Annotated in this window: 16 protein-coding genes; 7 read left to right on the top strand and 9 right to left on the bottom strand. The window is 64.3% G+C overall.

Translation table 11 applies throughout. The features are described from left to right. The first annotated feature begins 4 nt into the window (after window positions 1-4). From A0W34_RS17085 to A0W34_RS17075, 3 genes are all read left to right on the top strand, one after another. Window positions 5-811 carry a lysophospholipid acyltransferase family protein gene (locus A0W34_RS17085; protein WP_003941692.1) on the top strand — a complete coding sequence of 269 codons (807 nt, stop codon included), beginning with the start codon at window positions 5-7 and terminating at the stop codon, window positions 809-811. A 66-nt stretch (window positions 812-877) separates the two neighbouring features. After that, window positions 878-1,369 (top strand): polyadenylate-specific 3'-exoribonuclease AS, encoded by a 492-nt coding sequence (locus tag A0W34_RS17080; protein ID WP_003941683.1) that lies wholly within the window; start codon window positions 878-880, stop codon window positions 1,367-1,369. A 90-nt stretch (window positions 1,370-1,459) separates the two neighbouring features. Further along, window positions 1,460-2,845, top strand: coding sequence for a class II 3-deoxy-7-phosphoheptulonate synthase (locus A0W34_RS17075; protein WP_007730070.1), 1,386 nt, complete (start codon window positions 1,460-1,462; stop codon window positions 2,843-2,845). 84 nt (window positions 2,846-2,929) lie between these two features. On the opposite strand, the gene A0W34_RS17070 is transcribed toward A0W34_RS17075, so the two are convergent. Then, window positions 2,930-3,358 carry a protein-tyrosine phosphatase family protein gene (locus tag A0W34_RS17070; RefSeq protein ID WP_003941706.1) on the bottom strand — a complete coding sequence of 143 codons (429 nt, stop codon included), beginning with the start codon at window positions 3,356-3,358 and terminating at the stop codon, window positions 2,930-2,932. A gap of 27 nt (window positions 3,359-3,385) precedes the next feature. Next, complete coding sequence (gene pknB, locus A0W34_RS17065; protein ID WP_081557984.1) at window positions 3,386-5,449, bottom strand: Stk1 family PASTA domain-containing Ser/Thr kinase; 2,064 nt, start codon at window positions 5,447-5,449, stop codon at window positions 3,386-3,388. Between the two features lie 334 nt (window positions 5,450-5,783). Between pknB and A0W34_RS17060 the strand changes: the two genes are divergently transcribed. Next, entirely contained in the window at window positions 5,784-6,152 is a 369-nt protein-coding gene (locus A0W34_RS17060) for an Rv2175c family DNA-binding protein (RefSeq protein WP_020969869.1), read from the top strand. Between the two features lie 20 nt (window positions 6,153-6,172). Here the strand turns inward: A0W34_RS17060 and A0W34_RS17055 are convergent, their stop codons facing one another. The 4 genes from A0W34_RS17055 to A0W34_RS17040 form a co-directional block, all read right to left on the bottom strand. Continuing rightward, window positions 6,173-7,117 (bottom strand): phytoene/squalene synthase family protein, encoded by a 945-nt coding sequence (locus A0W34_RS17055; protein ID WP_064075442.1) that lies wholly within the window; start codon window positions 7,115-7,117, stop codon window positions 6,173-6,175. 10 nt (window positions 7,118-7,127) lie between these two features. Continuing rightward, window positions 7,128-8,705, bottom strand: a complete 1,578-nt coding sequence (locus tag A0W34_RS17050) for an alpha-(1->6)-mannopyranosyltransferase A (protein WP_003941737.1) — start codon at window positions 8,703-8,705, stop codon at window positions 7,128-7,130. Between the two features lie 99 nt (window positions 8,706-8,804). Next, window positions 8,805-10,397 (bottom strand): phytoene desaturase family protein, encoded by a 1,593-nt coding sequence (gene crtI / locus A0W34_RS17045; RefSeq protein WP_081557983.1) that lies wholly within the window; start codon window positions 10,395-10,397, stop codon window positions 8,805-8,807. 2 nt (window positions 10,398-10,399) lie between these two features. After that, on the bottom strand, window positions 10,400-11,539 hold the full coding sequence (locus A0W34_RS17040; protein WP_003941696.1) for a polyprenyl synthetase family protein: 1,140 nt from the start codon (window positions 11,537-11,539) through the stop codon (window positions 10,400-10,402). A 170-nt stretch (window positions 11,540-11,709) separates the two neighbouring features. Between A0W34_RS17040 and A0W34_RS17035 the strand changes: the two genes are divergently transcribed. Beyond that, window positions 11,710-12,699, top strand: a complete 990-nt coding sequence (locus tag A0W34_RS17035; protein WP_003941803.1) for a methylenetetrahydrofolate reductase — start codon at window positions 11,710-11,712, stop codon at window positions 12,697-12,699. A gap of 48 nt (window positions 12,700-12,747) precedes the next feature. On the opposite strand, the gene A0W34_RS17030 is transcribed toward A0W34_RS17035, so the two are convergent. From A0W34_RS17030 to A0W34_RS17020, 3 genes are all read right to left on the bottom strand, one after another. Beyond that, the gene (locus A0W34_RS17030; RefSeq protein ID WP_063892119.1) at window positions 12,748-13,542 is read right to left on the bottom strand and encodes an LppM family (lipo)protein; all 795 of its coding nucleotides are present in this window, start codon (window positions 13,540-13,542) and stop codon (window positions 12,748-12,750) included. Window positions 13,543-13,612: 70 nt separating this feature from the next. After that, window positions 13,613-15,211, bottom strand: a complete 1,599-nt coding sequence (locus tag A0W34_RS17025; RefSeq protein ID WP_081557982.1) for a phytoene desaturase family protein — start codon at window positions 15,209-15,211, stop codon at window positions 13,613-13,615. Continuing rightward, a complete protein-coding gene (locus A0W34_RS17020) occupies window positions 15,208-15,813 on the bottom strand; it encodes a GNAT family N-acetyltransferase (RefSeq protein WP_003941672.1) in 606 nt (201 codons plus the stop codon). Before A0W34_RS17020 ends, A0W34_RS17025 begins: the two co-directional genes overlap by 4 nt. Window positions 15,814-15,960: 147 nt before the next feature. Here A0W34_RS17020 and A0W34_RS17015 point away from each other — a divergent pair, with 147 nt between their 5' ends. Continuing rightward, window positions 15,961-16,512: an SAV_6107 family HEPN domain-containing protein gene (locus A0W34_RS17015; RefSeq protein ID WP_232329871.1), complete on the top strand. Its 552-nt coding sequence runs from the start codon at window positions 15,961-15,963 to the stop codon at window positions 16,510-16,512. Window positions 16,513-16,749: 237 nt separating this feature from the next. After that, window positions 16,750-17,196 carry a DUF3040 domain-containing protein gene (locus A0W34_RS17010; protein ID WP_003941660.1) on the top strand — a complete coding sequence of 149 codons (447 nt, stop codon included), beginning with the start codon at window positions 16,750-16,752 and terminating at the stop codon, window positions 17,194-17,196. Window positions 17,197-17,230 lie beyond the last annotated feature (34 nt).

Here is a 17,230-nt window from a genome sequence, read left to right as displayed (position 1 = left end):
CGCCGTGTGGTATTGGCTCTTCAAGTATGTGTTGCTGGGGCCGATTCTCTGGCTGCTCGGGCGTCCGACGGTCAAGGGTCACGAGAACATTCCGACTGACGGGGCGGCCATTCTGGCCAGCAATCACCAGGCGGTTCTGGACTCGTTCTACCTTCCGCTTCGCGTCAACCGCCGCATCACGTTCCTTGCCAAGAGTGAGTACTTCACCGGTTCCGGTCTGAAGGGCGCTTTCCAGAAGTGGTTCTTCACCGCGGTCGGTCAGGTCCCCATCGACCGAACCGGTGCAGACGCGGCGCAGGATGCACTCAACGCCGGTCTCAAGGTCCTCGGTTCGGGCAGCCTGCTGGGTATCTACCCCGAGGGGACGCGCTCGCCTGACGGTCGCCTCTACAAGGGCAAGACCGGAATGGCGCGCCTCGCACTTGAATCGGGCGTCAAGGTGATCCCGGTAGCGATGGTCGGCACCGACAAGATGAATCCGATCGGCTCACGGATGTGGCGTCCCGCCAAGGTCACCGTGATCGTCGGCGAACCCATCGATTTCTCCCGCTTCGAAGGCATGGGCGGAAACCGCTTCGTCGAGCGCGCTGTGACCGACGAGGTGATGTACAAGCTGATGAAACTCTCCGGCCAGGAGTACGTGGACATCTACGCGGCGAGCCTCAAGAACCAGGCGCCCACGAAACCCGAAGCTGCCGTCGACGTTCCGGCGGAAGGCGGCGAGTCGGTTGTCGATCTCGTGGCCTCGGCCGAGTCGAAGGAATCCGCGAAGTCCGACAAGGATTCGCTCCCGGACGCACAAGCCAGCTAGAGATTTCCCACACCGGCCGCACGCGCATTGGCTCCAGAGCCTGCGCGTGCGGCATAGTTTTCGGACGTGCGCTACTTCTACGACTGTGAATTCATCGAAGACGGTCGAACCATCGATCTCGTGTCCATCGGCGTTGTCTGTGAGGACGGCCGAGAGTATTACGCTGTCTCGACGGAGTTCGATCCCGCCCGTGCCGGTAGTTGGGTGCGCAAGAACGTGCTGCCGAAGTTGCCGCAGCCTTCGTCGCCGCTGTGGAAATCACGCGAGAAGATCCGCGACGATCTTCTGAAATTCTTCGTTCCGCGGCCGATGGTGGTTCCGGAGCTCTGGGCGTGGGTCGCCGCCTACGACCACGTCGCGCTGTGCCAGTTGTGGGGCGATATGACCGAACTACCGCAGTCGATGCCGCGGTACACCCGCGAACTCCGACAGTTCTGGGAAGACAACGGCAGTCCTGCCCTCCCGTCGGCGCCCGCCGACGCACACGACGCACTTGCCGACGCCAGGCACAACCTCGTGAAGTTCGACGCCATTTCGGCTGCACGGTCACTTCGCTGACCCCGGTTTCGGTGCGCGGGAAGTGTTCCGATTGGGCTGCGATCGAGAGCCTGTGTGACGCGCCGACGAGCGAGCGAATATCCTGTAGAGGTGAACTGGACTGTCGACGTGCCGATCGACCGCTTGCCCGAACTCCCGCCGCTGCCTGCCGGACTGCGTAAGCAGCTCGACGAGGCGCTCGCGAAGCCCGCTGCTCAGCAGCCCTCGTGGCCTGCTGACCAGGCGGCCGCCATGCGGACTGTGCTCGAGAGCGTGCCTCCCATCACAGTGGCCAGCGAAGTCGAGGCGCTGCAAGAGCGTCTCGCGCAGGTCGCGCGTGGTGAGGCATTTCTGCTTCAGGGCGGTGACTGCGCCGAGACCTTCGCGGACAACACCGAGCCGCACATCAAGGGAAACATCCGCACGTTGCTGCAGATGGCCGTCGTGCTCACCTACGGTTCCTCGATGCCGGTCGTCAAGGTCGCTCGCATCGCCGGCCAGTACGCCAAACCGCGCTCTGCCGACATCGACTCGTTGGGTCTGAAGTCCTACCGCGGCGACATGATCAACTCGCTCGTCGCCGACGAGGCAGTCCGCGCCCACGATCCTTCGCGACTGGTGCGTGCATACGCCAACGCCAGCGCCGCGATGAACCTGGTTCGCGCACTCACCGGCGCCGGCATGGCCGACCTGCACAAGGTGCACGATTGGAACCGCGAATTCGTCGCAGCGTCGCCCGCGGGCGCACGCTACGAGCAACTGGCAGCCGAGATCGACCGCGGCCTGCAGTTCATGAACGCGTGTGGCGTCACCGATCCGAGCCTGCACCAGGCACAGATCTTTGCCAGCCACGAGGCCCTGGTTCTCGACTACGAGCGCGCGATGCTGCGTCTCGACAACGACAGCGATCACCCCAAGCTCTACGACCTGTCGGCTCACTTCCTCTGGATCGGTGACCGCACTCGTCAGCTCGACGGCGCGCACATCGCCTTCGCCGAGTTGGTGTCCAACCCGATCGGCCTCAAGATCGGCCCGAGCACGACGCCGGAAATGGCGGTGGAATACGTCGAGCGTCTCGACCCCACCAACAAGCCAGGTCGTCTGACTCTGATCTCGCGCATGGGCAACGGCAAGGTCCGCGACCTGCTGCCGGCGATCATCGAGAAGGTCCAAGCCACCGGTCACCAGGTCATCTGGCAGTGCGATCCGATGCACGGCAACACCCACGAAGCCTCCACCGGGTACAAGACGCGCCACTTCGACCGCATCGTCGACGAGGTTCAGGGATTCTTCGAGGTCCACAACGGTCTCGGCACGCATCCGGGTGGCATCCACGTCGAGCTGACCGGTGAGAACGTCACCGAGTGCCTCGGCGGCGCGCAGGACATCTCCGACCTCGATCTCGGCGGTCGCTACGAGACGGCGTGCGACCCCCGATTGAACACCCAACAGTCGTTGGAGCTCGCGTTCCTCGTGGCCGAGATGCTGCGAGGCTGAAACCTTGCTTCGCCGAAGCTGATTCGCGCCCGGCATTGATTTCCGGCAAACGCCCTCACCCGCTCGCGCAGGTGGGGGCGTTCGCTATTGCGTGAATCGTGTGACGAATCGGCGCTGCCAGGGCATTTCGACGGCGCGAGGTGAGTAACGTGCGCGAACGTACGCGGTGGCGTCCTTACTGGGCACTCCGTCCATGACGGCAAGAGCGGCCAACGCTGTTCCGGTGCGGCCGTATCCACCACCGCACGCGATCTCGACTCTTTCGGTTTCCGAGCGCACCCACACTTCGTGCAGGGCCCTGCGCAGCGCATCGGGATCGCTCGGCAACCAGAAATCTCGCCAGCGGACCCACTCCGACTCCCACTCGGTGTCGGGAGGTTCTTTGCCGGTCAGATAGACGCCGAAGGTGGGGAGAGGTCCGGAAGGAAGTGGATTGCGGAGTCCTCGACCCCGAATCGATCTCCCCGACGGCAAGTCGAGTATCCCAATGCTCTCGGGTTCCCACGTGGCCATGAATTCAGATTAGGCCGAAGCGGACTGTCAGGGAATTGCGACGACGCTGATGTCGGTGCCCTTGGCAACGAGGTCGTTCTTGACGCTCTGGCTGATGATGACCGAGCTGTCGTTCTGGGTGAGCTGACGCACGGTGATCTCGAGGCCGAGGCGGCCGAGTTCTTCGCGTGCTGAGGAGACGGAGCGGCCGATCAGCGAGGGAACCTTGACGGAGTCGGAGATGAGGAGAACCACGGAGGTGCCGGCGTTGACGGAGGACCCGACTGCGGGATCGGTGCCGATTACGCTACCGCCCTCGACGGCGTCGTCGAACGTTGTTCTGGTGGTGCTGACTGAGATGCCTACCTTGTCGAGGGCGGCGCGCGCAGCGTTCTCGGACATGCCCTTCACATCGGGAATGTCCACGGGCGGTGACCCTTTGGATGTGATGACCTTGACCGAGGAGCCCACGGCAACTTCGGTTCCCGGTGCCGGGTCGAGCGCGGCCACGCCGCCGATCGGGATCTTGGAGCTGAATGTGTCCCCGCCGTCGACCGCGACGAGAGTGCGGTCGGCGAGTTGTGCGCCCAGGGCCGAGACGTCGCCGCCGGCCGGAATGGGCGGGACAGTCGGACGCCCGAGCGAAGTCAGCAGCGCGACGGTCGAGCCTTTGGTAACCCTCGAGCCGGAGGCCGGGTCCGTCCCGATCACCGTGTCGATGGGTTGGGCGTCGGAGTACTGACCCTGGACGTCGGGGGAGAGCCCGGCGTCCTGCAGAGCGGTGACCGCAGTGTCCTTGGTCAGCCCGTCGATCGAGGGAACAGCTGTATAGCGGCCCGAGCCCATCCACCATCCGCCGAAGCCCAACGCGAGCGCGAGGACCGCGATGACGAGCAGCCAGATCAGGGTGGCTCGTCGCGATTTACGACGTGCCTCGACAAAATGAGCATGCGGATCGTCGTGCCCCGGGTGGTCGTCGCCGAAATCGGAACCGTCGTCGAAATCCGAGTGGCCGTCGACCGTCGCCGGACGAGCAGTTTGTGTGGTGACCGCGCGAGTGTGCTGGATACCGCCAGGGGGAGGAGAGCCCGTGCCGAGCGCCGTGGTGGCTGCCACAGCCGGGGCCACGCCGGACGCCAATACCGTCGTGGCAGCGGGGTTCGGGCGCGCAGCAGAGTTCGGGTGTACCTCCGTGGGAGGCGCAGGCGCCGGTTGTGGCCGGGCCGGGGCAACTTGCGCGCTCTGGTGCTGGGCGCTTCGACGCGGAGCGGGAACGCGGTATGACGGAAGTTCCAGTTGCTCGCTCACACTGCGAAGTGCAGCTGCCATCTCACCGGCGTCGGCGAAACGATGTGCGGGCTCGCGGTGAGTGGCTTCGGCAACCAGACGATCGAACTGCGCCGGTACACCGGGGATACGTGAACCTGGGCGCGGGACATCGTCGTGGATGCGTTGGTAGGCGATGGAGAGTGACGTATCGCCGGTGAACGGTGTTGTACCGGTGAGAAGTTCGAACATCAACACACCGGTCGAGTAGACGTCGCTTCGAGTGTCGGCAATTCCTGACGTCACCTGTTCCGGCGACAGATAGGCCGCGGTGCCGAGGATCACGCTGTTGGAGGTGGTGGTTGCTGCCGCAGCTGCACGCACCAATCCGAAGTCGGCGATCTTCACTTCGCCGGTGTCCGAGATCAAGATGTTCTCGGGTTTGACGTCACGGTGAACCAGTCCCGCTCGATGCGCCACCGCCAACGCGTCCAGGACAGGTGCCACGACTGCAGCGACTGCGTGTGGCGGCATCGGTCCGCGCTCACGAAGGAGTTCACGCAAGGTTCCACCGTCGACGAGTTCCATCACGAGGAACACGTGATTGCGATCGCTGCCTTGGTCGTAGACGGCCACAAGGGCCGGATGCTTGAGTCGGGCCACGGCCCGGGCCTCGAACTCGAAACGAGTCAGGAACGCTGGATCGCCGGCGAATTGCGGGTCCATCACCTTGATCGCGACAGGTCGATCCAACCGTGTATCGAGGCCTCGATACACGGTCGACATACCGCCGCGCGCGATCGGTGCGTCCACTCGATAGCGGCGCTCGAGCATTTCGCCGATCAACCCTCGACCTCCGTAATGACTGTTCCTCCGTGCTTGCGATCTGCGTGCTTGTGATCTGCGTGCTTGTGATCTGTCTGCTTGCGGTCTGGGTGGTAGCTGTCAGCAATGTGGGTGGTTGTATACCGCGTACCGGTTCCCGCAGTGAGGGCACCGATTCACATCCACCGCGAAATCCCGGTTACTGATACGCCGCATCCCGTCCATCGTAGCCAGCGATACCGACGCGGAAGTCTCGAGAACGTCACAGAGCGCTGTGACCTGAGCGGAGCGGCAGTTTCGAGCACTGCACCGGGCGGTACACAGCGGGCTCGCCGGACCGGATAAACTTCTCGCGGTGAGCGCGATTCCTTATTGTGATGATGTCCTGGATTCTTCGGTTTCCCTGTTCCAGCTGGTGGATGTGGCGAAGAACGTCGGGTTGCCGGTGAGCAAGGTTCACCAGTTGCTTCGCGATCACAAGATCATCGCAGTCAAGCGGCATGGCGTTCTCGGTGTCCCCGAAGTGTTCTTCGGCGAGGACGGCCAGATCGTCAAGTGGCTGCCCGGTCTGCTGGCGGTGCTGCACGACGGCGGTTACACCGACATCGAAATCCTCCGCTGGTTGTTCCTGGCCGACGATTCCCTGCCGGGGCGCCCGGTGGACGCACTGCATGGTGATCTCGCGCGTGAGGTCATCCGCCGCGCACAGGCCATGGCTTTCTGAGCTGCCGGCCTTCTGACAACTCACCGCATGCGGTTTTTCGCCGCGTAGGTTGCCGACCGGACCAGACCCGGCGCAGCGACTCGAAGTCGCGTGCGTCCTGGAACGGACACACGTCGATGCAGTATCCGGAAGTCGGCGCGCTCGACCTGGTCGAGAATTGCTCCGTACAACACGAAAGCCGTGCGGATCGACGGCTGGACCCGTCGGTCGAGCATCGGGATGCCGGATTCGGCGGTCCGATACCGCCCCCGCGTCACGGCGATGAAGTGTGCCAGCGCGCGCTTCACCCGAACGTCCACCGTTTCGGTTCTTCGCCCATGTTCGAGCATCTCGATGTCGACCCCGAATGCGGCGAACTCGCCCGCCGGTAGATACAGACGTCCCCGGTCGAGGTCTTCACCGACGTCGCGGATGAAGTTGGTCAGCTGAAACGCCTCACCGAGATTCGACGCGGGCACTACCGCTTCCTGCTGCGGAACGCTCACTCCGAGAATCGGGAGCATCTGCAAACCGATGACGACGGCAGAGCCGTACATGTACTCGCTGAGTTCGTCCATCGTGTTGTAAACGGGTCGAAACTTCGCCGTGTCGGGGGCGTCCATCCGCATGGACTCGAAGAAGGCGTCGAAATATGCGCGCGGGATGTCGAACGTCTTCACAGCATCCGCGAAGGCCGGGAGTACGCGTGTCAGGTCGAGGGGAACCGTCGACGGGAAGCCACCTGTCGCAGTGGGGTTGTCGAGTGCGTTGACGGCTGCACGTTCGACGTCGGCGAGCACCGTGCCTCGTTCATGCGGACCCGAGGGTTCGTCCACGATGTCGTCGACGACGCGAGCAAATGCGTAGAGCGCGTGAACTGCGCGGCGTCGAGGTACGGGCAACAACCGGGTGGCCAGAAAGTACGTTCGGCCGTGTTCCCTCGTCACGCCCTCGCAGAATTCATAGGACGCAGGCAGTGCGTTCATGACACGCGGATCACGCAGATCCTGACGTCGAGGGCGCCGAGGCGGCTGACGTCATTTCGATCGGTTTCTCGTGTTTGCGTCCACGAAGTCGCAGTGGGTCTTCCGTCTGCAAGGACATCGCCGCGATCACGGCAGCGACGATGGCCAGAGCCACGTGCGGGAAGGTGTACAGGCCGATCGATCCGTCTGGCTGGAACACCAGCATCAGCCAGGTGGACAGCCCGGTCAGTACGGCGAGAGTCGTCGGCGACATTGCGAAACCGGCAGCTACTGCCAGCGGCCAGGAGTAGTACCAGGGGAGTGCTGCGGGGGACAGAACGACGATGGCGACCATCACGATCACGATGCCCATGACGGCGTCGCGCTCGGTCTTGCGGTAGCGCCACCACACGACGGCGATGATCGCGATCAACACAACCGCCGAGATGGTCCGGGAGACTTCGAGGATGTCGTTGAAATGGTCGCCGGCGAACCAGGAGGTTGCCATGGTTCCGATGTGCGCCACGATCGTGGGCAGCGAGAGCCAGTTGATGATCTTTGCCGAACCGGAGAGTGCCGTCGTCCAGCCGAGGCCGACTCCGGCGATCAGTGAGGTGGATCCGAGTACCGCCACGAACACCGCGAAACCTGCGCCGGCCGTTTTGACGAACGATCGGATCGGTGACGCCGGTTCTCGCCCGGCGGCTGCGGCGTCCTCCCGCTCATGGATCATCCAGATCCAGACTATGAAGGGAAGTGCGACGCCTGCGGTTGCCTTGATCGCGACGGCAAGCGCGATCAGCCCGATCCCGAAGAGGTGCTTGCGTTCGAGAGCGAGCGCAATGCCTGCGGCCATGAGGCCGACCATGAGCATCTCGTTGTGAACGCCGCCGATCAGGTGGATCAGGACGAGGGGATTGAGTACTGCGAGCCACAGGGCGATCGAGGTGTTTCCGCCGAGCTTCGTCGCGAGATGGGGAACGGCCCACATCATCAGGGCGAGTCCGGGGAGCATCGTGATCCGCAACAGCATCGTGCCGGCGATGACGTTCTCACCGGTCAGCCGAACGATGGCGTCGGCAAGGAGAAGGTGAACCGGACCGTACGGGGTAGTTGTCGTCGTCCACACGTTGGAGACGTTGTCGAGCAGGATTCCCGGATTGACGACGGGGCCGACGGCATACGGGTCGAAGCCGTTGCGCAACAACGCGCCTTGCGCCAGGTAGGAGTAGGCGTCACGGCTGAACATGGGCACCGCGAACAGCAGCGGAAACGTCCAGACCGGGACGACGTAGCGCAATCCGCGCAACGAGACGTCACCGCGCAGAGTCGAGCGGCCCAGTCGAACCCAGGCGGCGATCATGCACAGGACACCGATCCAGACGATGGCCGCCGACAGAATCGATCCGTGGCCGAAACGGAGCCAGGACAGATGCATCGACTCGAGCAGCGGATCTTGGCGCCGGACGCTACCGGCACCGAATCCGCCGAAAGTGATCATGACTGCGCCGAAGAAACCGAGCAGTGCACTGTGACCTTCGGGAGTCCGAAGGAAATTGGCGGCCCTTAGGTGCCACGGTCTTTCAGTGGCTGCGGCAGAGGACGTCATCGGTGCAGGTTCCTCCCCCGAGGAGATCGGTTGTCGATCGGCGCATGCAGCGCCCGAGTCGGTGAATCGTGGATGAATGGTCGGTTACGAGGGGCCAGTTTAGTTGCTCGCACGAGTGCCCACCGCGCTGGCTCGCTCGCGTGTACCGGTAATACGTTCGGCGGCGAGCCGTCCGGACAGCAGAACGGTCGGTACTCCCACCCCCGGAACGGTTCCCGATCCGGCGAGAACGACGTTGTCGAAGCCGCGGGCGAGGTTCTTGCGTCGGAACGGCCCCGTCTGGGTGAAGGTGTGTGACGCCGCGAACGGGCTACCCGCGGCCATGCCCTTTTCGAGCCAGGTCTGCGGGGTGTCGATGTGATCGATATCGAACCCCTCCACCAGTCCCGTGTAGCCACGTTCTTGCAGCGTGAGGATGATTTCACGCACGTAGGCCGGGCCGAGAGTCGACCAGTCGAGCCTTGCACTGTCCAGATTCGGGCACGGCGCGAGGACTGACAGCGGTTCACGGATCCGGCCGTCTCGCGAGAAGACCAGGCTCGGGTCGGTCTGCGCCGGTCGGGTGACGAGCAGTGACGGATCACTCATCAGCCGCCCGCGGCCGCGGCGTGCCGTGATCTCGGCGAAGGTACGCTTCCACGCCTCGCCGAAGTCGATCATGTGGTGTCGCTGTGCGGGCCATTCGTCGGCGACCGCGGAGGAAACAGTGCCGTGAATCACGACAGCGGACGGCGATGTACGCACCGGGCGCGGACGCAATCGCGTATGCGGGCGCAAGAGCGAGTCCGTGACGGCCATGTCGGGAGTGAGGACGGCGGCGTCACAGTCGAAGCGCTCGCCGTCGCGTGTGTGAACGGTGTGCACGCGCCGTCCGCTCACCTCGAGGCGTTCGACAGTGCGGCCGAGATGCAGAATTCCGCCGGCCTCGGTGAAGGCGTCGGCCATCGACTCGGCGATCGTGCGCATCCCGCCCTCGGGGAAGTAGACGCCGAGTGAGGTGTCCATGTGAGCGATCGCCCCGTACACCGCGAGGGCCCGAGACGGAGCAACGCCCGCATACAGCGCTTGGAAGGTGAAGATCCGCCGGAGGCGAGGGTCGCGGATCTTGCGATCCACCTGCCCGCCCAGTCTCCCGAATCCTCCGAGTGCGACGAGCCGGCTCAGATCTTTGACTGCGTCACGCGAATTGACCAGTCCGAGGGGAGAATCGAAGTCGGCGTCCATGAAGCGGTCGAATTCCGCGTCGAAGATCCGGTTCAGCCATCGCCGCAACGCACGGTATCGCTGCGCTTCTTCCGGCCCGCAGACACGGGAGACCTCGGCAGCCATGTCTTCTGGATCGGCGTGGACATCGAGAGCGGTGCCGTCTGCGAATCGCGCGTGGTACGTCGGATCGAGCTTGTGCACAACGAATTTGGGGTTTGTCGAGGCTGGGTCGGCACCGACGGCGGCAAGCGCGTCTTCGACGAGTTCGGGCATCGTGAGCACCGTTGCGCCGTTGTCGATGCTGTAGTCATTGCCCTGGTAGACACCGACTCGCCCACCGACCGAGCTGTTGCTCTCGAGAATCGTGACGTCGCGGCCGGCGCCACGCAGATACAACCCCGCAGACAGTCCGGCAAGTCCCGCGCCGACGATCACGACTCGATCGGTCGGCGAGCTGACGGTTCGAGTGCGGTCCACGTGTGCCACGGTCAGTAGCTTCGCTTCGTGGCCGCGATCGCCATGTCGGTCAGGCGAGCCTTGGACTCTGCCGTTGCCGTGCTCGAGTCGAGGGCGTTCGCAGCTGCCTCGACGAGGGTGTCGATCTGAGTTTCGACGTCGGTGACGGCGCCCAGATCGGTGATCACCTGGCGCAGAGTGTCGACCTCGGTGTCGGTCAGCTGGGTGCCGATTCCGTTGCGGAGCAGTTCTGCTGCCGCCGGATCTGCGGCGTCGGCGCGGGCAAGCGCCATCGCGAACAGGACAGTTCGCTTACCGGCGATGAGATCGTCGCCCGACGGTTTGCCCGTGACGGACGGATCTCCGAAGACACCGAGCAGGTCGTCGCGAAGTTGGAAGGCGATACCGATGTCCGTGCCGAAGGTCCGGTAGGCATCGACCAACTCGGCGTCCGCACCGAACAGCGCGGCGCCGAGGTGCAGTGGGCGTTCGATCGTGTACGCGGCGGTCTTGTAGCGGTTGACCCGCATGGCTGCCTCGACGGTCTCGTCGCCTCGGGCTTCGTTGCTGATGTCGAGGAATTGGCCACCGAGCACCTCGGTGCGCATTGCCGACCAGACCGGGCTGACACGTGCGGCCGCCTCGGGGCTGATCCCGGATTCTCGGATCATGTCGTCCGCCCAGGCCAAGGCCAGGTCGCCGAGAAGAATGGCGACGGCCTCGCCGAAGTGCGCGGAATCGCCGCTCCACTCCTCGTCTCGGTGCTGGTTCTCGAATTCGACGTGAACGGTCGGGAAGCCGCGCCTGGTCGTGGATGCGTCGATGATGTCGTCGTGGACGAGCGCGCAGGCCTGCACCAGTTCGAGGGCGGCGCACGCACGAATCACCGCGTCTGCGTTCTTACCGTTCGGGTCGCCTCCGGCGCCGAGCCATCCCGTCCAGGCGAACGACGGTCGGACGCGCTTTCCTCCGCGCAGGACGAAGGCCTCGAGGGTGCTGACGGCCTCCTCGTATCCACCGCCGATGTTCGAGACGAGTTCGCGGCGTGAATCGAAGAAGTCGCGGAGCGCTGCTTCGAACAGACCCGGCAGTTCGAGTGAGGTCGGATGCGGTGCGGTGTTGGTCGAACTCTGTCCAACGCGCGCGGTTCCTGCGGACAGGGTGGCCTCCAAGATCGGTATGTTCTCGCGCCGGAGGGTTACACGGAAGCGAGCTTGGAGCCCAGCTTAGTGGGGGTTGGAATCAACGGCGGGTCGGGCCGTGAACTGCGCGATCCTGACATTCGGGATACGCAGTACTGGGCGATGAGCTTGTTTGCAGCTGGAAAACATATGCTTGACCGGTGACATTCGATCCAGTCAGGGGCCGCTCCAGCGAGGGATGGGCCACCCGAACACCGTCGATCGTCGATCGGATCGCTTCCTCGACAGGAAGCCGTATTCCGTTCTCGGTCGAGTTTTCGCCGCCGCGTGACGCGGACGCCGAAGCGCGCCTGTGGCGTGCGGTGCGTACCTTCGAGCGGCTCGGACCGGCATTCGTCTCGATGACCTACGGCGCAGGTGGCTCGACGCGCGATCGTACGGTGCGTGTCACCGGCGAACTTGCCGAAGAGACGACCCTGCTGCCGGTTGCTCACCTGACTGCTGTCTCACACAGCACCGAAGAGCTTCGCGCCATGGTCGGTGCCTACGCCGATCGTGGGATCAGCAACATCCTCGTATTGCGCGGCGATCCGCCCGGCGATCCGCTCGGCGAATGGAAGAAGCATCCCGAAGGCGTCGAGTACGCCGAGGAACTCGTGCGGATGGTCCGTGACCTGGGCGACTTCCACGTCGGCGTCGCGTCGTTCCCCGAGGGGCACTACCGCGCTCCGGACTTGGCATACGACACGAAGTACCTGGTGTCGAAGTTGCGTGCCGGCGCCGAGTACTCGATCACGCAGATGTTCTTCGACGTGGAGGACTACCTGCGTCTTCGTGACCGGGTGAGTGCGTACGACGCAGAACAGGGCGCCAAGCCGATCATCCCGGAGATCATGCCGGTGACGTCGCTGCGCTCGGTGCGGCGCATGCTCGAGCTCTCGGGCTCGTCGTTGCCCCCCGCTCTCGAGCGTCGATTCGACGCCGCGGCCGGAAGCGGTCCGGACGAGAACCGTGCAGCGGTCCGCGAACTCGGCATCGATCTGGCCACCGAGATGGGTGAGCGGTTGATCGCCGAAGGCGCTCCGTGCCTGCACTTCATCACTTTGAACTTTGCGCGCGCCACCAGTGAGGTCCTCGAGCGACTCGGTCTCACCCCCGACACCTCTGTCGGGACAGCGCAAGCCGTCTGATCCCGGTTGCCCCGCTCGACACCAATCGAGTGGGGCAATCGCCAGGCGCTACTTCGTGGTGTTTTTCGGATTCCTGTTGTCAGCTTGCTTGCTGGCAGGTGATTTCGTGACAGGCGTCTTCATGACCGGTGCTTTCGCGGCGGGCGCGCGCTTGATCGGTGCTCGATTGCGCGCCATCCAGGCCATCGCACCGACGACAATCGCGACACCGAGCGCCAGCCCGGCCATGATTCCTGCCCACCCGGCGAAGCTTCGGGTGCTTGGGTCCGCGTAGTTGACCTCGGCGCGCATTGTCGACACCTCGCCGGCGGGCAAGGTCCACGACACCCGGGAATCGCCGTCTCGTGTTCCGTTGGTCGTGCCGACCCGTGCCGGGAAGGCGATGCTGACCTGGACGTCGGCGCCCTGAGTTGGAACCGTCTTCAGGTCTGCCTTGCCGTCGAGCGTGACGGTGTCCCCGGATCGCTTGAGGGTGATCTGGAACGACCCGGACCCCTCGGCGTACATGGAGCCCAGTTGGGCGACGTCACCGAAGGACAAGTCGCTGAAGAACGCCTGGCTGCCGACGTACCCGTCCTTCTTGTACTCCTGAACCCGTATCTTGTCCTCCAGCGACGAAGGTGGGGTCAGCTGCGGACCCTTGTCCGCCTCGTTCGCCGGAATAGCGGCAGCTACCACCTGTCCGGTCACACGATCGTTCGCGGACACTCCCATCGACACCTGCACGCGGATGCACCCGGCAAGCAAGGGAACAAGCATGAGGGCGAGCGCGGCAACCGTCAGGAAACGTTTCCGACTGGTCGGCTTGGCGGCGGGATCGGTGGACTGTTGCACAGTGGTCATCGTGCCAGCCGTGGCGTAGCCAGTCATCGAGGCGGGGGCGTGTCGGCGGGTGAAGTTCGGCGGGTGACCTTCACGACCTGCTCGAACGACGCATCCAACGACGAGTCGCGCCCCGGCGGCTGTCCGACAGTGCGATTCGAGCCGCACTGCGACCACTGGCTCCGGACACACCGCCACCGGGATGAGTCGATGCTCCGGTCAGATACAACCCGTCTGCTCCCGGAACGCGATGGCCGGACAGTTCCGGAAGCGGTCGCCACAACATCATCTGATCGAGTGACATCTCGACGTGCATGACATTTCCGCCGATCATCCCCAATTCCGACTCGATGTCCCGGGGGGTCTGAATGAACCGGTCGAGGACGGAATCGGCGAACCCGGGTGCGAAAGCCTCCATCTCGCCGACGATCCGGTCGGCCTCCGCCTCGGCGACCGATGCCCAATCGCGATGTCCGCTGAGGCGATACGGTTGCCACTGCGACCACAGTGTCACCTGATGCCGACCGGCCGGGGCGATCGTGGGATCGATTCCGCTGAAACTCATTCCGAGAACCGCAGGGCGAGGAGGAAGTTCCCCCGCCAGTGCTGCGCCGTGTGCCGTGCGCAAGTGTGCGCGATCGGAGACGAGTAATTGCAATCCCGAGGTACTTTCCCGTGTCGTGGCGTCGCCGCGGTACGACGGAAGCGCGGATGTCGCCAGTCGAAGTACCGCGCCGATGCCGGGGCCGACCCTGATTTTCCGCCGCCAGTGATCGAGCGTGGTTCGGTCGAAGCCCCCTCGGCCCAGGAGGTCGAGCGTGGTCAGGATGTGGCACCCGGCGATTACCTTGCGAGCGTGAACTTCTCGACCGCTCTCGGTTGTGGCGGTCCAGTGACTCGAGTTTCGACGGATCGACGTCACGCCGTCACCGAGCGCGACCGTGGCGCCGTCGACAGCCATCCGGGAGGCCAACGCAGCACTCAGTGCGCCGCTTCCACCGACTGCTCGCCCTGGCGGCAAGACGTGCATGAGGGCCGCGAAGCCGACCATCGGAGCGGTTCCCGGTTCCGACATCGCAGGCCCGGACTGGGCGCCGAACCACGCAAGCGCTGCTTTGAGTGCCTCACTGTCGAAATACTCGTCGAGCAGTGCGTCGCCAGGCGCGAGGAACTGCCGAGACAGTTCGCTGTTGCCGCGTGCGGTGGCGAGACCTCCGAACGCACCGATCAGGTTCGATCCGGTGGGCGGTGCGGAAAACGCTGTCATGACATGTCGACTGCGCTCCGACCAGACCGCGACGAATCGCCGGTAGGAGTCGGCGTCCTTTGTCCCGCATGCTCGTTCGATGGACCAGCAGGTTGCGTCGAGGTCGCGGTGAAACACGATGCCCGGCCCGTCGGTGCCCGGGGCGGGCGGCGCGAACGCCCACGGGTCACAGTCGATGTAGCGCAGTCCGTGCGCGCCGAGTCCGAGTTCCTCGATGATGCCGCTGTGTCGGATCATGAGGTGTGCCGACGACCCCCGGTCCACCTTGTATCCGGGAAATCGCTCGACGGTCGAGACGGCGCCGCCGAGAACCGTGTCCTTCTCCAGAACCTCGACCGACCAACCCTCGCGTGCGAGGTAGGCGGCCGATACGAGCGCGTTGTGTCCGGAGCCGACGACGACGGCGTCGAGAAGCGCGCTCACAGCGGGAGTCCACGGCCGAGGACTGCGAACGGCCGGTTGTCGCCGGCAAAACGAAATCTGCGGAGCACGTCACGAAAGCCGAGGCGACGGTACAGCCGCCAGGCTCGGTTGTCCTCGTCGTACACCTCGGGTGTCGACAACAGAACACTACGTTCGGGTCGATCGACGAGGAGGTGACGCAAGAGCGATTCGCCCAACCGGTGACCTTGTCCGTTCGGATGCACGTGGAGTTCGGTGAGTTCGAAGTAGTCGCTCAGAATCGCGTCGATCTCGCTCTGGGGACGACCCGAGCGCCGAAGCCCGTGCAGTACCTGTTGATGCCACCACTGGTCCGGGCTCCCGCGATACCCGTAAGCGATCCCCACCAGCGGCAGATTTTCGTGTGACGGTTGCTGAGGAACCGCCAATGCGCCGACGGCCTTCCAGCCAGGCCGGTTCGCGTGCTCCTGCCACATCGGTGCGCGATGGAACTCGGTTCCTCGCGGATAGTCCATCGCGGTGACGTACACGGCCAGTGCCTCGTGGAGTCGACTCGCGAATTCTGCGCGATCGAGGTCGACCGTATGTGGTGTCCAGGCGATCTGCGGGTCGACCGGTCTCACCTCTTCTCTTGACGGCGTGTCGGTGGGTGCAGTTATATTGAATAGGTCGAACAGATGTTCGATGTGGGTGATCCGGAGATGCCCGAAGGGAAGCGGGCATCTCCGGCCCACCTGGTCTTGGATCCTCACGGTGCAGGAGGTGCCCCGATGTCCGAGCGTGTGAAGCCTGAACGTGTGAAGTGCCAACGAACTCTTCCTGCCGAGTTGTCGAGTCCGTCGGATGCCGCAATTTCTCGATTGCCGATGTCGGCGAGGCGGTCCTTCGGCGCGAGGGACGCCAGCGACCGCACTGCTCGAGTGGGAAAGTCCGGTGTGGCGTGGGGGCTGCTCCGGAAGGCGGATGCGCTTCTCGAGGAAGCGATTGGGGCGGGCGATCCTGCCGACCGGTTCCGGTGTGCCTACCTGGCGGCCCTACGTGGTGCCGGGGCAGTGTTGGCCGCAGCTCCTGCCGGTGCCGGCTCGAGGCGCAAGCGAAGCGGAAACGCGTGGGTTCTGATGGACGCCGCAGCGCCCGCGTTCGGAGCGTGGTCGAAGTTCTTCGCAGGGTGGTCCTCTACGCGTGCGGCCGTGGAAACCGGCGTGTCGATCGTGATCACGGACTCCGATTCCGACGCATTCTTCGCCGAGGTCGGCCGTTTTCTCACGGCGGTCGAAGATTTCATCGGTCAGGACGCGTCCGAGCATTTGCGAGCGTCGTGAACAAATGGTCCGTGTCGGCAGTTGTTTCCGGGGAATTTCCTGGTCCGCACAGGCAAATGGAGCCGAATCGGGGCCCTTCGGCACGAATACGTACGCTTGTGGCGGAACTCGTACCCGGAGTTGGTGGTCCGAGACCTAAACTGCTCGTATTATGAAAACAGGTAATCGTCCAACTTGATTACCCGCCGCCTCACACCGTGGGGTGGTTGCCAAACTTCCAGTGCCGGGGGAGGTACCGTGCCACTCTCCGAGCACGAGCAGCGCATGCTCGATCAGATCGAGAGCGCTCTCTATGCCGAAGACCCCAAGTTCGCCTCCAATGTGAGGGGCGGCCGTATGCGGGCGCCGTCGAGTAGACGGCGGTTCCAAGCAGCGGCTCTATTCGTGCTGGGTCTGGTCCTGCTGATCGCGGGGGTTGCACTCCCGCTCAAGCCGGGCGGTTTTCCGATCATCAGCCTGTTCGGTTTCTTGTTCATGTTCGGCGCAGGGGTGTTGTTCCTCTGGGGTGGTGGACGTAAGTCTGCGCCGGCCGCCGACTCCGCTTCCGAAGGTGGCAATCATCCCTCCGGTCCGCCGGGTAGGGGTAGTGCCGGCGGATCCGGGCGGGGACGCGGCCGGAAGTCCGGCGGCGGATTCTCGTCGCGGATGGAAGATCGATTCAAACGCAGGTTCGAGCAGGACTAGCTCTCCCGCCCTTCTTCGGGCGTACTTCGAGAGT

The organism is Rhodococcus sp. BH4, from assembly GCF_002079265.1.
GTDB lineage: Bacteria > Actinomycetota > Actinomycetes > Mycobacteriales > Mycobacteriaceae > Rhodococcus_F > Rhodococcus_F qingshengii.
The sequence above is the reverse complement of the archived record's forward strand: the minus strand, read 5'-3'. Positions and strand labels throughout refer to the sequence as shown.

What these genes read in the sequence shown, in the direction of transcription:
- A0W34_RS17070 (WP_003941706.1), bottom strand. Translation starts at nt 3,358, where the DNA reads ATGGCCACGTGGGAACCCGAGAGCATTGGGATACTCGACTTGCCGTCG.
- A0W34_RS17055 (WP_064075442.1), bottom strand. Translation starts at nt 7,117, where the DNA reads ATGAACGCACTGCCTGCGTCCTATGAATTCTGCGAGGGCGTGACGAGG.
- A0W34_RS17050 (WP_003941737.1), bottom strand. Translation starts at nt 8,705, where the DNA reads ATGACGTCCTCTGCCGCAGCCACTGAAAGACCGTGGCACCTAAGGGCC.
- A0W34_RS17030 (WP_063892119.1), bottom strand. Translation starts at nt 13,542, where the DNA reads ATGACCACTGTGCAACAGTCCACCGATCCCGCCGCCAAGCCGACCAGT.
- A0W34_RS17015 (WP_232329871.1), top strand. Translation starts at nt 15,961, where the DNA reads ATGTCCGAGCGTGTGAAGCCTGAACGTGTGAAGTGCCAACGAACTCTT.